This window comes from Collimonas fungivorans, from assembly GCF_001584145.1.
GTDB lineage: Bacteria > Pseudomonadota > Gammaproteobacteria > Burkholderiales > Burkholderiaceae_D > Collimonas > Collimonas fungivorans.
This window is the reverse complement of sequence record NZ_CP013232.1, coordinates 5,158,684-5,174,758: the sequence shown is the minus strand read 5'-3', so window position 1 is coordinate 5,174,758 and position 16,075 is coordinate 5,158,684. Positions and strand designations below refer to the sequence as shown.

The following is a 16,075-nucleotide window of genomic DNA, read 5'->3' as shown; positions in this document are numbered from 1 at the left end:
ATGGCGCATCGCAATCTGCGCCAGGTCAGAGCCGGCCGGCTCCAGGGTTTTACCCTGCTGGAGCTGCTGGTAGTGGTGGTGATTGCCGGCATCACGCTGGGCGCCGTCTCACTTAACGCTTTCCGCAGCGATCGGCAGGTGATGCAGAACGATGCGCAGCGCATCGCCTTGCTGCTGCAGCTGACGCGCGAAGAAGCCATCTTGCGCAATCGTCCCACTGCTTTTGAAGCCGACGCCAGCAGCTACCGTTTCCTGGTGCGCGAAGAAAACGGCTGGCAGGCGCTGACCCAGGACGACATGCTGCGCCAGCGCGATTTCAAGCGCACGCCCATGCAGTTGTCCATGAGTCCAGCGCCGACCGAAGCTTCCGCGCCGGATACGCTGCGCATCATCTTCGGCCGCGAGCCGGTCGACAAGCCGTTTGCACTGACCATGGCCAGCGGCGACAGCAGCGTTGTCATCCGCGCCGACGGCGTCGGTCATTTTGCGGTCGAATAAATGTTTACACCGAAGCCGCTCTCCCATCGCCATGATGCAGGTTTTACCTTGCTGGAAGTGCTGGTGGCGCTGGTCATCGTCGGTACTTCGCTGGGCGCCAGCCTGCGTGCGGTCGGCAGCCTGACGCAGAACAGCAGCGGCTTGCGCGCCGCCATGATGGCGAACTGGTCGGCGGAAAACCGGCTGACCCAGATCCGTCTCGGCCATGAATGGCCTTCCATCGGCAACCGTTCCTTCGATTGTCCGCAAGGCGATTTGCCGCTGCGTTGCGAAGAAAAGGTATCCGGCACGCCGAACCCGTATTTCCGGCGGGTCGAGGTAGCGGTGTTCGCCAACGCCAGTTCGGACCGGCGCATCATCAACCTGTCGCAGGTGGTGCCGAATGCGCGTTAGCAGCAAAGTTCGCAGCAGAAACGGCTCGTCCGGTTTCACCCTGGTCGAAATGATTATTGCCATCACCATACTGGCGATGGTGGCGATACTCGGCTGGCGCGGACTGGACGGCATTGTGCGGTCGCGGGTTTCACTCACCACCGAAATGGAACAGACGCGCGGCATGCAGCTGACGTTTGCCCAGTTGCAAAGCGATTGCGCCCAGATCGCGCCGCTCAGCCTGATGTCGGCGCGGCCCACCTTGCTGGCGCAACCGGGGCGCTTGCTGATGGTGCGGCTGGTGTTTGCCGACCAGCAGCCGACCCGCGTCCAGGTCATCGACTACCGTTTGCGCGACGGCCGGCTGACACGCCAGGAATCGGCGCCCACGCGCGACCTGAACCAGCTCGACACCATGTGGCAGGGCGCCCTTAACGATGCCGGCGATACTGGCAACAACGGCCAGGCCGTGCTGCTGCAGTCCGATATCGCCGACATGCAGATGCAATTGTGGGGCAGCGACGGCCAGGGCTGGCGCCCGTCTGCCGCTGCCGCCAGCACCGGCAGCCAGGACAGCGCCAACCTCAACGCCAATCGCTGGACCGGCCTGCAGGTAGCCTTGCAGCTGCGCGGCCACAGCGACGGTAACAGCAGCACCATGGCCAAGACCTTCCTGCTGGGGGCCTCATGAGCAGGGCGCCGCACATGTCATATGCGCAGCGTGGCGTCGCGGTAGTGACCGCCTTGCTGCTGACGACGCTGGCGGTGACCATCGTCGCCAGCCTGTTCTGGCAGCAGCAGGTGCAAGTGCGTTCGATCGAGAACCAGCGCCTGCAGCTGCAGAAAGACTGGATCATGCGCGGCGCCCTGGATTGGGCCAGCATGATCTTGCGCGCCAGCGGCCGCCAGTTCAACTATGACCACCTCGGCCAGCCGTGGGCCGCGCCGCTGGCCGACACCCGTCTCGACCAATACGTGGAAGACGGTCAGCCGGCAGGCGATGCGGGCGACGCCGTCCTCTCCGGCAGCATCATCGATGCGCAGTCGCGTTACAACCTGAACAACCTGAGCCAGAACGGCAATCCGGTCGCCGACGAGGTGGCGGTGTACAAGCGCCTGCTGGGCTACCTCCATCTGCCGACCACGCTGGCTACCGCCACCGCGCAAGCCATCGCCAAAAGCCAGCCGATCACCAATCCTGCCGGGCAGCAGACCGCAGCCAAGTCGGACAGCAGTGCTTTGCCCTTGCTGCAGGTGGACGACCTGCTGTCGGTGCCTGGTTATACCCCGGCCATGGTGAAGCAATTGCAAGACTTTGTCGTGGTTCTGCCCCTGGCCGGCGCCGCCATGCCGATCAACGCAAATACCGCGCCGGCGGAGGTGCTGGCGGCCCGTTTCGCCGATTTGTCGCTGTCGGAGGCGAATACGCTGGTAGCCGCCCGCCGTACCGCGCCGTTTCTCGATACGACGAATTTGTCGACACAAATGTCAAACTTGTTTGGGAAACCCTTTTCGGCGAACACCAATGTGGCAGTCGCCAGCAACTTTTTTTTGGTGTACGGCAAGATTCGAATGGGGCGGGCGGGCCTCAATACCGTATCCTTGATACAGCGTCCGACCAATAACCGAGCCGGCAGCAACATAGTGTGGATTAGAGAACAATAAATGGAAGATGCGTTTTGAGTACCTTATATATCCGCTTGCCCGCCAAAGCCACGCTTGACAGCGCGGCGGCGGTAGCCATGCCCGATTGCCGCTATGCGCTGGCGGCCGACAGCGGCCGCATCGAACGCCAGGGCGCCGAGCAGCTGTCCGGCCTGGCTGAAGTGATCGCGGGCGCCACCCGCGTGGTGCTGCTGCTGGCCGCGGCCGACGTCAACCTGCTGCAACTGCAGGTGCCGCCGCTATCCGACGCCAAGCTGAAAATGGCGCTGCCGAACCTGGTGGAAGAACAACTGCTGGTTGACCCCTTTGATTGCGTGATCGTCGCCGGCCGCAAGCGCAGCAGCGTTGCCGGCCGCGCCGTCGATAATTTGCGCCTGATCGCCGTGGTGCAGAGGGACTGGCTGGAACTGCTGGTCAAGACCTTGCTGGCGCTGGGCGCGCATAACCTGCAAGCATGGCCGGCGCAGCTGTGCCTGCCCCTGCGCGATCCGGATACGGCGGTCGCCGCCGTTACCGACCACGGCGGTGATATCGACGTCGCTCTGCGGATATCGGCAGAGCAAGGCTTGGGCTGGTCCATGTCGCCGGCGTCGGGACAATCGGTGGCGCAGGATGTGCTGGAAAGCATGATGGCGATCTCGCCGCAGCACCCAATCACCTTGTATGTGCCGCAATCGAGCCTGGCGCAATACCAGGAATTCGATCAGTCGCATATTACGGTGCAGCCTGACGACTGGTCGCAATGGATAGCAGGCGTCCAGGAGCTGGCACGCAGCGGTATCGATTTGATGAGCGGCCTGACCGCCAGCGCCGCCGGCACCGAGTTCAGCTGGCGCCGCTGGCGCTGGCCGCTGGGATTGGCGGCAGCCGTGCTGCTGGTGAATATCGTCAGCCTGAATTACGACTGGCTGCGCATGCGGCGCGAAGCCGCCAGCCTGCGCAGCGGCATGATGCAGAGCTACCGCGCGGCCTATCCGAAAGAAACCGTGATCGTCGATCCGATCGCCCAGACCAGGCAAAAGATCGCTGCCGCGCAGCGCGACGGCGGCCAGCTTGCAGCCGACGATTTTCTTGCCCTGGCGTCCATATTCGGCGCAACCTGGGCCGGTTCGCCGCAAAGCGCGGACATCGCAGCGATCAGCAGCGTCGAGTATCGCGATCATCATCTGCTGGTGCGCTTGAAAAATGCGGCCGATGCAGATGCGGCGGAAGCGCAGGTCAAGGGCGCGCTGGAGAGCAATCAATTAACGCTGAGCAAGCCGGCTACCGGCGTATGGCAGATCGGGAGCCGCAAGTAATGTCGACCAGCACCAGTAATTCGAATCCGCTACAGCAAGCCTGGGAAAAAATCAGCACTCCTGCAAGCCAGTATTGGGCGCAAAGGAACCAGCGCGAACGCCGGCTGCTGGCCGGGGCCGGGGCGCTGATCCTGGTCGCCGTGATTTACCTGCTGCTGCTGGATCCGGCGCTGAGCGGACGCGCTCGCCTGCAGAAAGACTTGCCGGCGCTGCGCCAGCAAGCCGCCGAACTGCAGTCGCTGACGGCCAAGGCGTTGTCCTTGTCCGGCCAGGCGGCCGAGCGGCCGGCTGCGCCGCTCAGCAAGGAGGCGGTTGAGACCGCATTAAAAAGCAAGGGTTTGAATCCGCAGAGCGTGGCGCTGAGCGGCGACATGGCCAAGGTGCAGTTATCGGCGGTGGCGTTCGCCGGCCTGCTCGACTGGCTCGACGATGCGCAAAAGAACGCGCATTGGCAAGTAGTGGACGCCAACATCAGCGCGGCCACGGGAGCGAATGCGCAGCCGGGCATCGTCAACGCCACGGTCACCTTGTGGCAGCAAAAGCATGAGTAATGGCGGCAAACGAACAGGACCAGCGCCAGCGTCGTCATTCCGGTTCCAGGGAATTTGATGCGCGGCCTGGGCAGAATATTGATGTGGGCAGCGGTGGCGCTGCTGAGCGCACTGGTCACGATATCGGTTTTTTTGCCGGCCGCGTGGCTGGCGCCGCTGCTGGAAAGCCGCACCGGGGGCAGGCTGACGCTGGGCGATGCGCAAGGTTCCTTGTGGCATGGTTCGGCCTTTATCGGCGCTGCGCCTAGCGGCAAGGATGCCGTGACGGCTTTGTTGCCGGGGCGTTTCGCCTGGCACCTGTCGCCGCTGGTATTGCTGGGGCGGGTCGAGGCGACATTGGAAAATGCACAAGTGCTGTCGACGGCGGTCAGCATCCGCGGCAGCTGGAGCGCATGGAACATCAGCCCGGCCAGCATGGTTTTGCCGGCCGAGCGGTTGGCGGCGCTGGGTGCGCCCTTGAACACTTTGCAGCCGTCGGGCAAGATGCAGCTGGGCTGGCAGCCGCTGACAGTGGCGTTGGCGGGCAGCGGCAGGGTGGATGTCAATGGCGTGATGACGCTGGATTTGCTGGCGATGGCGTCGCGTTTGTCGCCGGTCAAGCCGCTCGGCAGTTATCGCTTGCGCTTTGACTGGCAGGGGCGGCAGGCGGGACTGACGCTATCGACCTTGGGCGGGGCGATGCTGCTGAACGGCAGCGGCAAACTGCAAGATGGACATTTTCAGTTTTCGGGTAGCGCGGAAGCTGCGGCAGGACAAGAGGAAAAGTTGGCGACCTTGCTCAGTTTATTGGGGCAGCGGCGCCAGGTGAATGGCAGAAACGTTATCGGACTAGAGTTCAAATCATGAAAGATAAAATGTATTTCGCACTACTTTCAAGTACAAGCAACTGGCGCAGCGCCGCCGCCATCGCCCTGCTGACTTGTGCTACTGCTGCCGGCACCTCCGTGGCACAGCCGGTGCTGGGAACCGCCGGAACAACCGCCGAAGGCGTGAGCGGCCAGGCCGTGATGAATTTCGTCGGCGCCGACATCGAGTCGGTGATCAAGGCTGTCGGCCAGTACACCAATACGACGTTCATCGTTGATCCGCGCGTCAAGGGCAGCATCAACCTGGTGTCGGAAAAACCGCTGAGCAAAACCCAGGCTTTCGATCTGCTGGCCTCGACCCTGCGCCTGCAAGGTTATGCGGTGGTGCGCGGCGATGGTTTTGTGAAAGTGGTGCCGGAAGCCGACGCCAAGCTGCAGGTAGCGCCAACGCGCCCGGCCAGCGTCCGCGGCGACCAGATCGCCACCCAGATTTTTTCGCTGAACTATGAATCGGCAACCAATATCCTGCCGGTGCTGCGGCCGCTGATTTCGCCCAACAACACGATCAACGCCAATCCGGGCAACAACACGCTGGTGGTGACCGATTACGCGGAAAACCTGCAGCGCCTGGGGAAAATGATCGCCGCCCTCGATGTGCCGGCGGTCAATGACCTGGACGTGATTCCGGTGCGCTACGCGGTGGCCAGCGATATCGCCGTGATGGCCAGCAAGCTGCTCGATTCCGGCTCGGCCGCGCCTGGCGCCAGCGATAGCGCCCGCACCATGATCATGGCCGATTCCAGGACCAATTCGGTGATCGTCCGGGCGCCGTCCGCCGGCCGCGCCAACCTGGCCAAGTCGCTGATCGCCAAGCTCGACCAGCCGACCGCCAACGCCGGCAACGTGCATGTGGTTTACCTGAAAAATGCCGATGCCGTGAAACTGGCCAAGACCTTGCGCGCGATTGTGTCGCAGGATACGTCGATGTCGAATGTCAGTCAGGCCAAGAGTTCCAGCAGCAGCGGTTCCGGCGGCATGCTGCAGGGCTCCAACAGCAGCAGCGCGCTCGGATCGAATAATAATTCCACTTCGCCGTCGACACCGTCGTCGCCATCTTCCGATAGCTCGTCCCAGTCTTCCGGCGGCAGCGGTAGCGGCGCCGCCGGCTTTATCCAGGCGGACGACTCCACCAACACCCTTATCATCACTGCCAGCGAACCGGTCTACCGCAATATGCGCGGCGTGATCGACCAGCTCGATACGCGCCGTGCCCAGGTTTATGTGGAAGCCTTGATTGTCGAGGTTACAGATAGCGCGGCGAGCGAGATTGGTGTGCAGTGGCTGGCGTTGAGCGGGGATTCGAACAGCAATTACCGGATCGGCGGCGGCACCGGTTTTACCGGGACCAATACTGGTATTACTAGTGGTAACTTGTTCAACACGGCTATCGGCCAGGCGGTTAATACCGGCACCACTGCGTCGGTACCAACGGTCGGCAGCGGTTTACAGCTAGGCATATTTCGCCAGATCGCCGGCAAGATCGGCCTGGGTGCTTTAGCCAGCGCCTTGAATTCGACTACCGGCAGCAATGTACTGTCGATGCCGAATTTGCTGACCCTGGATAACGAGGAAGCAAAGATCATCGTTGGCCAGAACGTGCCTTTTGTTACGGGTTCTACCTTGACCACAGGAGCCGGCACCAGCAGCCCGTTCACCACTATTGACCGCAAGGACGTCGGCACGGCACTGAAGATCAAGCCGCATATTTCGGAAGGCGGCACGGTTCGCCTGGAAATTTCGCAAGAAGTGTCGGCAGTCGTTGCCGGCACCGCCGGTAATACCAATGGCCCGACGACGACCAAGCGTTCCCTGGATACGAATGTCGTGATTGATGACGGCGAAATTATTGCATTGGGTGGTTTGATTGGCGATAACAACCAGAGCGGCGTGCAAAAAGTCCCGCTGCTGGGCGATTTGCCGTTTATCGGCAATCTCTTCAAATACCAGTCCGGTTCCCGCGAGAAAACCAACCTGATGATATTCCTGCGTCCGATCATCGTGCGCGACAAAGAGACCAGCAACCTGCTGGCCGTGGATCGCTACGATTACATGCGCAAGCAGCAGATCAAGGTGCAGCCGAACAAAAGTGTCCTGACCGATTTCGGCTCGTCGGTGACGTCCAAGCTGGAAGACGGCGGTCCGTTCATCGACCTGCGCAAGCAGCAGGATGCGCCGGACGGACATCAGCCTGCTCCCGAGCAGCCTTCGCTGCAGCCGCCGAAACCCGCGGCTACGCCTGCTCCGGGCTTCTTGAATGACAGAACGCCATGAGCGATCCCAGGATGACCGATACACGCCTGCTGCCCTACGCCTTCGCCCGCGATTTTTCATTGCTGGCGCAGCGTACCGAGGATGCCAACGGCGCCGACAACGCGGTCGAGTTATGGATTTCCGAGGCAACCAAGCCTAGTGCGATCGCTGAAGCCAGCCGCCGTTTCGGCCGCGTCAGGTTCCGCACGCTGTCGCGCGAACAGCTCGACGAGGCGATCGCCAGGGCCTATGCCGGCGCCGGCGGCGATGCCGCGCAAGTGGTCGACGAATTCGAATCCGATCTCGATCTCGCCAAGCTGATGCAAGACATGCCGGCCATCGAGGACTTGCTGGAATCGTCCGACGATGCGCCGGTGATCCGCATGATCAACGTGCTGTTGACGCAAGCGCTGCGCGAAGGCGCTTCGGATATCCACATCGAACCGTTCGAGCAGATATCGGTAGTGCGTTTTCGCATCGATGGCAGCCTGCGCGACGTGGTGCGGCCGAAAAAAGCGGTCCATGCCTCGCTGATTTCCCGTATCAAGATCATGGCGCAGCTCGACATCGCCGAAAAACGCCTGCCGCAGGATGGCCGCATTACCTTGCGCGTCGGCGGCAAGCCGGTGGATGTGCGGGTGTCGACCTTGCCGACCGGCCACGGCGAACGCGCCGTGCTGCGCCTGCTGGACAAGGAAGCCGGCCGGCTCGATTTGCAGCACCTGGGCATGAGTCCGGCGGTCCTGCCGCAGTTCGACCGCCTGATCGCGCAGCCGCACGGCATCGTGCTGGTCACCGGGCCGACCGGTTCGGGCAAGACCACCACGCTGTACGCGGCATTGTCGCGCCTGAATACCAGCAGCACCAATATCCTGACGGTAGAAGATCCGATCGAGTACGAACTGGCCGGTGTCGGCCAGACCCAGGTCAATGCGCGCATCGACATGACGTTCGCCAAAGCCTTGCGGGCGATCTTGCGGCAGGATCCGGATGTCATCATGATCGGTGAAATCCGCGACCTGGAAACCGCGCAGATCGCGGTGCAGGCCTCGCTGACCGGCCATCTGGTGCTGGCCACCTTGCACACCAACGATTCCGCCGCCGCGGTGACGCGTTTGCTGGACATGGGGATCGAACCCTTCCTGCTGTCGTCTTCCCTGCTGGGAGTGGTGGCGCAACGCCTGGTGCGCAAACTGTGCACCCATTGCCGTCGCCACGACGGCCAGCTGTGGCATGCGGTCGGCTGCGAGCAATGCGGCCATACCGGCTATCACGGCCGGGTCGGCGTCTACGAGTTGTTGCTGACTACCGATGAAATTACCGCGCAGATCCATAACCGGGCGTCGGAAGCAGAGATCCAGCAGGTGGCGCAGCGCAATGGCATGCGCACCATGCGCCAGGATGGCGAACGCTGGCTGACCGAAGGCATCACGACCCAGGCCGAGCTGCTGCGGGTCACCAAAGAATGACTGAGAAACCAGCGAAGAGCAGAGGAACAGAGTGCCAGCATTTCGTTACGAAGCGGTAGATACCGCCGGCAGCACCACCAAGGGCGTGGTGAATGCGGACAGCGCCAAGATGGCGCGCGCCGATCTGCGCGCCCAGGGGTTGCTGCCGCTGACGGTAGAAGCGATCGCGCAGCAGGTGGATGCTGCCGGCAACCTGAAACGGCGCGGCTTTGGCGAGCATCTGTCGACGGTGGAGATCGCCTTGTTTACGCGTCAGCTGGCCAGCCTGCTGGAAGCCAGCCTGCCATTGGAGCAGGCCCTGACGGCGTTGCTGGAACAGGCCGAGCGCAGCTACCAGCGCGACCTGATCGCATCGATCCGGTCCGAGGTCATGGGCGGCGCTTCCTTGTCTTCCGCGCTGGCCGGCCATCCGCGCGATTTCGCCGAAATCTACCGGGCGCTGGTTGCTTCGGGGGAGCAGATCGGCCAGTTGTCGCGTGTGCTGTCGCGGCTGGCCGATTATATCGAGCGCCGCAATTCGCTGGTGCAGAAGGTGAAACTGGCGTTTACCTATCCGGCGATCGTGACTGTGGTGGCCTTTGTGATCGTGATTTTCCTGTTGACCTACGTGGTGCCGCAGATCGTTTCGGTGTTCGCCAACACCAAGCAGAAACTGCCGATGCTGACGGTGATGATGCTGGCCACTTCGGACTTTGTCCGCAACTATGGCTGGATAGTCCTGATCGTGGTGATCGCGCTGTTCTATAGCTGGCGCATGGCGCTGAAAAACCCGGCGACCAAGATGCGCTGGCATACCTGGCTGCTGAATGCGCCGCTGTATGGAAAATTCGAGCGCAGCCTGAATACCGCGCGGTTTGCCAGTACGCTGGCGATTACCACCGGCTCCGGCGTGCCGATCCTGAAAGCGCTGCAAACCAGCCGCGATACGCTGTCCAACGTCGCCATGCGGCAGCAGGTCGATACCGCCGCCACCAGCGTGCGCGAGGGGGTGGGCCTGGCGCGCGCATTGGCTGCGCATAAGCATTTTCCGCCGATGCTGATCCACATGATACGGGCCGGCGAAGTGACCGGCGAATTGCCCGCCATGCTGGAGCGTGCCGCCAGCGCCCAGGAGCAGGACCTGGAGCGGCGCGCCATGACTATCGCCGGCTTGCTGGAACCGGCCCTGATCCTGGCGATGGGGGTGGTGGTGCTGTTGATCGTGCTGGCGGTGCTGATGCCGATTATTGAAATCAACCAGTTGGTGCGTTAGGACAAGGTTAGGAAAAGCGTGAAACTGCAAATAACAAAAAAACTCGGCCGCCAAAGCAAGCGCCTGCCGGAACTCCTCAGCCTGCTGCTGTTCATGCTGCTGTGCGCTTGCACGGCATACTGGGTGATGCAACTGGTCAAGCCGCAGCTGCGTGCAGTGACGGCGCCGCCGCAGGCGGAACAGGCGCAGATCGATGTTTCCCTGGCGGCAGGCTTGTTTGGCGGCCGCGGCACGGTGACGGTCGCCAGCAACTACCAGCTGCTGGGCGTGGTGGCGGCGAAAAAAGACGGCGAGAGCGTGGCGATCCTGAGCGCCGACGGCAAGCCGGCGCAGGCGGTGCGGCAGGGCAAGGAGCTGCTGCCGGGAACCAGCGTCAAGGAAGTGCACGCAACCTACGTCTTGTTATCAGAGGGCGGCGTCCTGAAGCGTGTGATGCTGCCGGAAGATGCGCGCACCAAGTCGGGACTGAACGGCGCGGGACTGGGCGGCGCTTCGCCAGTGCCGGCCCAGATGATGCAGCAGGCGCCTAACCAGGATCTGCCGCCGGAACAGCCGGCGGTGCCGGTGCAGGACAAATAGAATCGTAAATTAAGAAAACCCCAATATCATAAAAAACATCCTCGTTTTAGACTGTTTCCGACAGTCTTGACGGGAGTGTGGCGTGCATCATATTTTTCCATGGTGGATAGCGGTATTCGTAGTGACAGGGTGGTGTTCTTCTGCCAGCGCACAATCATGCAGTCTTCAACTTCATTTAACGTCACCGGCCGATAACAGTATTGTCCGTACCAATGATGTCTTGCGGGTTGAAACCGTCAACAGTACGGCATCCAGTAGCCCGTCCATCCGTGACGGATGGATACAAGTCGGTATCCTTCATGACGGCTATGGTTCCGTTATCGAATTTGCCGATGAAATGGAGTATTTCCATTATCCCGTTACTACAACACTATGGGAAGGGAGCAACAATTTTGAGTTGATAGGCTGGCTACATAAGCCGTGGCCACTTCCTCAGTGCGAGGCATCAGATACGGTGCGCGTATTCTATATGAGGCCAAATGACGCGTGCTATGCGATGGTGGAAGAGCTGGATAAAATTCCGCAACCGCCAAACGATCCAACCAATGGCTTTGTGATCAATCAGCGCTGTGTCGCCAAATATTCTTGCGGCAACCGTCCTCAAATGAAAGATAAGACATGGCTGACCAAGGTTGTGCCGGCTTTTGTGCAACCATTTCTTGATAAATCTGGGAAGTGGAATGAGGTAATTGAGGAATGTCGCCAGCAAAATAATCTACTGCCGCGCTATGTTCGTAAACGTTCCTGTGAGAAATGGATGGCCGACTATCATATTAAGCAAGATCTTCAAGGCGCATTGAATACGAATGGATGTGGCGTGTTACCTGATTGGGATGAGGTGGGTGGTTATATTAATGAATGCATTTCGGAGCAGAATAATGCTCTTGAAGCGGCAGTAGCAAATTTAATTGTGGCAAAAAATCGCAATAATGTGAGGCGAAATTGTATCCAGCAGAATGATGTACAGAACGTTGTTGAAAAATAATGGGAGGATTCACATGATGCGGATTCCGATTGTTTTTATATTTTGTTTTACCGTTTCCAGTACATTTGGCGCTGCTATCGGGGGTTATGAGGGCGATGCCCCAAATGTCGAGTTGCAAGTTAGTATCAATGGTCAAGCAGTTGCAGGTGAACGGGAATTAGAAAAATTATCATCGACACTAACGGAACAGGAACTGCGAGCCGCCTTTGATAAAAGCTTAATTCCGCTTACGAAAGGACAAAGCGTACAACTTACGGTTGAGATGATTGAATCCAGCGGCATGAGAAGCGACGTCACTGCGAACCCTGCAATGTTTTATGATGTGGTTGGTAGAGACGTGTTCTCAGTAAGTAATGATGGTCTGGTCACTGCGCTTTCTGATAATTCAGGGGTAACGATTGGGCAGTTGTTAGTGCTGTATAACACGCCTGAAAAATCTGGCTTTAATTATGTATATTTTGATATAGATCCAGATCAGTAGAGGGGGATTTACCGGTCATGTTGACAGGCGTTGCCACCGAGATTGAACGCGGTGGCAACGCTGCCATTTACAGAACGTAACGCGACAAATCTTCGTTCACTACCAAGGCCCCCAGACGCTCATCGACATAAGCAGCGTCGATCACCATGGTTTTCTCGGTGGCGTTGGTCGCCGAAAACGAGATTTCTTCCAGCAGTTTTTCCATCACTGTGTACAGCCGGCGAGCGCCGATATTCTCGGTCTTTTCGTTGACCGAGAAAGCGATTTCCGCCAGCCGCTGCACGCCTTCCTTGGCGAACTCGAGCGTCACGCCTTCGGTCGCCAGCAGCGCTTCATACTGCTTGGTCAGGCAGGCGTCGGTGCCGGTCATGATCCTTTCGAAATCGCTGATCGACAAGGAATCGAGCTCGACCCGGATCGGGAAGCGGCCTTGCAGTTCCGGAATCAGATCCGACGGTTTGGCCAGGTGGAAAGCGCCGGAAGCGATGAACAGGATGTGATCGGTCTTGATCATGCCGTATTTGGTGTTGACGGTAGTGCCTTCGACCAGCGGCAGCAAGTCGCGCTGCACGCCGGCACGCGAGACATCGGCGCCGCCGCTGTTCTGCGAACGGGTGGCGATCTTGTCGATCTCATCCAGGAACACGATGCCGTTCTGCTCAACGTTGCTGATCGCTTTCTGCTTCAGTTCATCTTCGTTGACCAGCTTGGCGGCTTCTTCTTCGATCAGGACCTTCATTGCATCCTTGATCTTGATCTTGCGGTTCTTCTTGCGGTTGCTGCCGATGCCGGAAAACATGGACTTGATCTGTTCGGTCATTTCTTCCATGCCGGGCGGCGCCATGATTTCCATTTGCGATGCTGCTTCCGACAATTCGATCTCGATTTCCTTGTCATCGAGCGCGCCTTCGCGCAGCCGCTTGCGGAAAGTCTGGCGGGTATTGCTGCCCTTGTCGTTACCCTGACCGCCGGCGTTTTCGCCGTCGCCTGAACTCTGCTCGGGATGGAAGCCGAAATCACGCGCTGGCGGCACCAGAATGTCGATCACCCGGTCTTCGGCGGCATCTTCCGCGCGTGTCCGGACCTTGCGCATTTCCGCTTCGCGGGTTTGCTTGATGCCGATGTCGATCAGGTCGCGGATGATGGTGTCGACGTCGCGCCCGACGTAACCGACTTCGGTAAACTTGGTGGCTTCGATCTTGATGAAAGGCGCGTCGGCCAGCTTGGCCAGGCGCCGTGCGATCTCGGTCTTGCCGACGCCGGTAGGGCCGATCATCAGGATATTCTTGGGCGTGATTTCGTGGCGCAGCGGTTCGGCGATCTGCTGCCGGCGCCAGCGGTTACGCAAGGCGATTGCCACCGCGCGCTTGGCGCGATCCTGGCCGACTACATGTTTATCCAGTTCTGAAACGATTTCTTGCGGAGTCATGTTCATGGTGTTGGGTCTTAATCGAGAGTTTCGATGATGTGCGACTGGTTGGTGTAGATGCAGAGCTCGCCGGCGATGACCAGCGATTTCTTGACGATATCGGCCGGCGACAGCTCGGTGTTTTCCTGCAGCGCCTTGGCGGCCGACTGGGCGAAAGTGCCGCCTGAGCCGATCGCGCCGATGCCATCGGTGGGTTCCAGCACATCGCCGTTGCCGGTGATCACCAGCGTGGTTTCGCGGTCGGCGGTCAGCAGCATCGCTTCCAGCCGGCGCAGCATGCGGTCGGTGCGCCATTCCTTGGCCAGGTCGACCGAGGCCCGCATCAGGTTGCCTTGGTGCTTTTCCAGTTTTGCTTCGAACAGGTCGAGCAAGGTGAATGCATCGGCGGTGCCGCCGGCGAAACCGACCAGTACCTTGCCTTGATATAACTTGCGGACTTTGCGGGCGGTGCCCTTCATGACGACGTTGCCGAGTGTGACCTGGCCATCCCCGCCCAGCGCAACGCTGTTGCCGCGCCGTACCGAGAGGATGGTGGTGCCGTGAAATTGTTCCATTTTGCTAGCCTCAGAAAATGCGGCCGGGGTAGCCTGGCCGCGCATGCAGGGCGCAAGGCGCCGGGACTGCATGTGATTCGCTATCGAATGACAAATCGATACTGTCCCAAAAAAATGGGGACGGCCGGTCTGATTACAAGCGCTGAATTACGTGGATTTAGCGTTGTTTTTATGACTGCTGGAGGTGGGCTTTGTCAAAAACTTAATTTTTGCGCGGCACTACGCGCACGATTTCCTGTATGCCGACCACCTTGAACAGGGCGGTCACCAGGTGGTTGACGCTGTGGAACTCGATTGCATTGCCGTTGCTGGTGAGTAATGACAGCCCGTTGAGCAGCTCGCCGGCTGCGCTGAAGTCGACCCTGACCAGGCGCGAGCAATCGATGATCGCAGGACTGTGGGCGATGGCGTGGGTCTGGATCTTGGTCAGCAGCTCTTCGGTGCGACCTTCGATCAGTACCGGCATGAGCAGGCTGTTATTGCCGTTGAGGCTTACGCTCTGGGTATTGTCCTCGGCCGCCGTGATGATCTTGGAGTGGGGGGCGACAAACGGCGGCGGCGAGACTTCAAACGTAATCGAATAATCTATGCTGGCGTCTTCGTAGGCCTGTTCCAGGTTGAGCAGATGCAGGATCTCCAGCAGCAGCAGCCATGGCGCGGCGGTTTCGTCGCGCCGTCCGACCAGCAGGATCTCGCGGATCTTGTCGGCCAGTTCATCGGCGCCGACCAGGATCAGGTCCAGTCCGGATTTTTGCAGTTTTTTCAACATGCGCAGCAGCAGGCCGCAGCCGATCGGGTCGACCGAGCTGACCCGGGTAAACTCCAGGCGCACGGCCGGATGGGTGGCGCTCAGTTTTTGCGCGCGTTCCAGCTGCTTGCCGATATTGGCGTCGAGTTTGCCGGAGAAGGCCACGGCCGGCGGGGCGCCTGCTTTTTCCTGGGTTTTGGCTTGCGGATCGAGGGTCATGATGTCGATCCAGGTGGGCGGCGAAGTTTCAAACTTGTTGGCGAAGTCGACCGAGAGATTGTCGAATTCCTGCTGCTTGCCGGTGATCTGGTACAGATCCAGCAGCATCCACCAGACGATGTGGGTGGATGAGCCGAGATTGTTTTCCGCAATCGCGCTTAGCAGGAGCGCTTCGGCGATGTCGCTCTGGTCGCTGGCGAACAGTACTGCCGCCTCTTCAATGACTTCGGGGGTATCGGACACCGACACTTCGATGCTGCCGCTGCGCGACTGGTCGTCCAGGTATTCGGTGGTCCTGCTCATCACCGGCAGCGTCAGCTGGGTGGTGTTGCCATGGGTAAGCGTGACCGGCGCCACGCTGTCTGGACCGGTCGGCTTGGGAGAGGGCGGCAGATGGACGAACTCGGACGACATTTCAGATTCGATCGCATCGATCTTCATGGTCGTGGTGCTGCGTGCAGAACCATCGCGCAGCGTGGTCGAATTGCTCAGTCGCTCATGGCTTTCGCCAAACAGAACTGGCGCTTGATTGTCTGCTGCGGCTGGTACCTTGTCATCCTCCGGCGGTGCGCCGTTTGGACGATTATTTTTGCCGAAGAGCGAGAAAATCCCCACGTGTTAATCCCGAAAGTAAGTTGCTATCAAAGCTGCGATTTTATATGTAGCGGAGTGGCGCGCCTGTTCCGGCGCAGATTCCGCGCATTGCGTTTTTATCATCGCATTTGCCATGGCGCCTGCTATGTTCATGGCTACATTTTTGTTTTGAGACTGTTCCCGCTTTTGCCCATTGCCAGGCTAAAAAAGCACGATCAATCGATACTGCTAAAGGTAACACAAAGCAACTCAGGAAGTATGTCTG

The 16,075-nt window shown here is 59.8% G+C and carries 16 protein-coding genes; 13 read left to right on the top strand and 3 right to left on the bottom strand.

The genetic code is table 11. From position 1 onward, the window contains the following. From CFter6_RS22680 to CFter6_RS22620, 13 genes are all read left to right on the top strand, one after another. On the top strand, window positions 1–498 hold the full coding sequence (locus CFter6_RS22680; RefSeq protein WP_061542531.1) for a GspH/FimT family protein: 498 nt from the start codon (window positions 1–3) through the stop codon (window positions 496–498). Then, the gene (gene gspI, locus CFter6_RS22675; RefSeq protein WP_061541821.1) at window positions 499–891 is read left to right on the top strand and encodes a type II secretion system minor pseudopilin GspI; all 393 of its coding nucleotides are present in this window, start codon (window positions 499–501) and stop codon (window positions 889–891) included. After that, complete coding sequence (locus tag CFter6_RS22670) at window positions 881–1,561, top strand: PulJ/GspJ family protein (RefSeq protein WP_061541820.1); 681 nt, start codon at window positions 881–883, stop codon at window positions 1,559–1,561. The genes gspI and CFter6_RS22670 overlap by 11 nt, the downstream gene beginning before the upstream one ends. Beyond that, window positions 1,558–2,535: a type II secretion system minor pseudopilin GspK gene (gene gspK, locus CFter6_RS22665; protein ID WP_236904453.1), complete on the top strand. Its 978-nt coding sequence runs from the start codon at window positions 1,558–1,560 to the stop codon at window positions 2,533–2,535. Before CFter6_RS22670 ends, gspK begins: the two co-directional genes overlap by 4 nt. Before the next feature lie 14 nt (window positions 2,536–2,549). Further along, entirely contained in the window at window positions 2,550–3,833 is a 1,284-nt protein-coding gene (gspL, locus tag CFter6_RS22660) for a type II secretion system protein GspL (protein ID WP_236904452.1), read from the top strand. Continuing rightward, window positions 3,833–4,384 (top strand): type II secretion system protein GspM, encoded by a 552-nt coding sequence (gene gspM, locus CFter6_RS22655; protein ID WP_061541818.1) that lies wholly within the window; start codon window positions 3,833–3,835, stop codon window positions 4,382–4,384. The genes gspL and gspM overlap by 1 nt, the downstream gene beginning before the upstream one ends. A gap of 66 nt (window positions 4,385–4,450) precedes the next feature. Further along, window positions 4,451–5,230 carry a type II secretion system protein N gene (locus tag CFter6_RS22650; protein WP_061542529.1) on the top strand — a complete coding sequence of 260 codons (780 nt, stop codon included), beginning with the start codon at window positions 4,451–4,453 and terminating at the stop codon, window positions 5,228–5,230. Continuing rightward, window positions 5,227–7,521 (top strand): type II secretion system secretin GspD, encoded by a 2,295-nt coding sequence (gspD, locus tag CFter6_RS22645; protein WP_061541817.1) that lies wholly within the window; start codon window positions 5,227–5,229, stop codon window positions 7,519–7,521. The genes CFter6_RS22650 and gspD overlap by 4 nt, the downstream gene beginning before the upstream one ends. Then, window positions 7,518–8,969 carry a type II secretion system ATPase GspE gene (gspE, locus tag CFter6_RS22640; RefSeq protein ID WP_205631418.1) on the top strand — a complete coding sequence of 484 codons (1,452 nt, stop codon included), beginning with the start codon at window positions 7,518–7,520 and terminating at the stop codon, window positions 8,967–8,969. The genes gspD and gspE overlap by 4 nt, the downstream gene beginning before the upstream one ends. 31 nt (window positions 8,970–9,000) lie before the next feature. Continuing rightward, window positions 9,001–10,221 (top strand): type II secretion system inner membrane protein GspF, encoded by a 1,221-nt coding sequence (gene gspF, locus CFter6_RS22635; RefSeq protein ID WP_061541816.1) that lies wholly within the window; start codon window positions 9,001–9,003, stop codon window positions 10,219–10,221. Between the two features lie 18 nt (window positions 10,222–10,239). Beyond that, complete coding sequence (locus tag CFter6_RS22630; protein ID WP_061541815.1) at window positions 10,240–10,800, top strand: type II secretion system protein N; 561 nt, start codon at window positions 10,240–10,242, stop codon at window positions 10,798–10,800. Between the two features lie 82 nt (window positions 10,801–10,882). Beyond that, window positions 10,883–11,785 carry a hypothetical protein gene (locus CFter6_RS25810; RefSeq protein WP_150118841.1) on the top strand — a complete coding sequence of 301 codons (903 nt, stop codon included), beginning with the start codon at window positions 10,883–10,885 and terminating at the stop codon, window positions 11,783–11,785. Window positions 11,786–11,798: 13 nt separating this feature from the next. Further along, on the top strand, window positions 11,799–12,266 hold the full coding sequence (locus CFter6_RS22620) for an Ig-like domain-containing protein (RefSeq protein WP_150118840.1): 468 nt from the start codon (window positions 11,799–11,801) through the stop codon (window positions 12,264–12,266). 67 nt (window positions 12,267–12,333) lie between these two features. Here CFter6_RS22620 and hslU read toward each other — a convergent pair whose 3' ends face one another. The 3 genes from hslU to CFter6_RS22605 all read right to left on the bottom strand — a co-directional run bounded on the left by hslU (window position 12,334) and on the right by CFter6_RS22605 (window position 15,831). Continuing rightward, window positions 12,334–13,701, bottom strand: a complete 1,368-nt coding sequence (gene hslU, locus CFter6_RS22615) for an ATP-dependent protease ATPase subunit HslU (RefSeq protein ID WP_061541812.1) — start codon at window positions 13,699–13,701, stop codon at window positions 12,334–12,336. Between the two features lie 11 nt (window positions 13,702–13,712). Then, a complete protein-coding gene (hslV, locus tag CFter6_RS22610) occupies window positions 13,713–14,249 on the bottom strand; it encodes an ATP-dependent protease subunit HslV (RefSeq protein ID WP_041743744.1) in 537 nt (178 codons plus the stop codon). Between the two features lie 202 nt (window positions 14,250–14,451). Beyond that, window positions 14,452–15,831: an STAS domain-containing protein gene (locus CFter6_RS22605; RefSeq protein ID WP_061541811.1), complete on the bottom strand. Its 1,380-nt coding sequence runs from the start codon at window positions 15,829–15,831 to the stop codon at window positions 14,452–14,454. Window positions 15,832–16,075: the final 244 nt, after the last annotated feature.

Bases quoted from the DNA above. Each gene is read 5' to 3' on its own strand.
- CFter6_RS22680 (WP_061542531.1), top strand. From the start codon at position 1: ATGGCGCATCGCAATCTGCGCCAGGTCAGAGCCGGCCGGCTCCAGGGT.
- gspI (WP_061541821.1), top strand. From the start codon at position 499: ATGTTTACACCGAAGCCGCTCTCCCATCGCCATGATGCAGGTTTTACC.
- CFter6_RS22670 (WP_061541820.1), top strand. From the start codon at position 881: ATGCGCGTTAGCAGCAAAGTTCGCAGCAGAAACGGCTCGTCCGGTTTC.
- gspK (WP_236904453.1), top strand. From the start codon at position 1,558: ATGAGCAGGGCGCCGCACATGTCATATGCGCAGCGTGGCGTCGCGGTA.
- gspM (WP_061541818.1), top strand. From the start codon at position 3,833: ATGTCGACCAGCACCAGTAATTCGAATCCGCTACAGCAAGCCTGGGAA.
- gspD (WP_061541817.1), top strand. From the start codon at position 5,227: ATGAAAGATAAAATGTATTTCGCACTACTTTCAAGTACAAGCAACTGG.
- gspE (WP_205631418.1), top strand. From the start codon at position 7,518: ATGAGCGATCCCAGGATGACCGATACACGCCTGCTGCCCTACGCCTTC.
- CFter6_RS22620 (WP_150118840.1), top strand. From the start codon at position 11,799: ATGATGCGGATTCCGATTGTTTTTATATTTTGTTTTACCGTTTCCAGT.
- hslU (WP_061541812.1), bottom strand. From the start codon at position 13,701: ATGAACATGACTCCGCAAGAAATCGTTTCAGAACTGGATAAACATGTA.
- hslV (WP_041743744.1), bottom strand. From the start codon at position 14,249: ATGGAACAATTTCACGGCACCACCATCCTCTCGGTACGGCGCGGCAAC.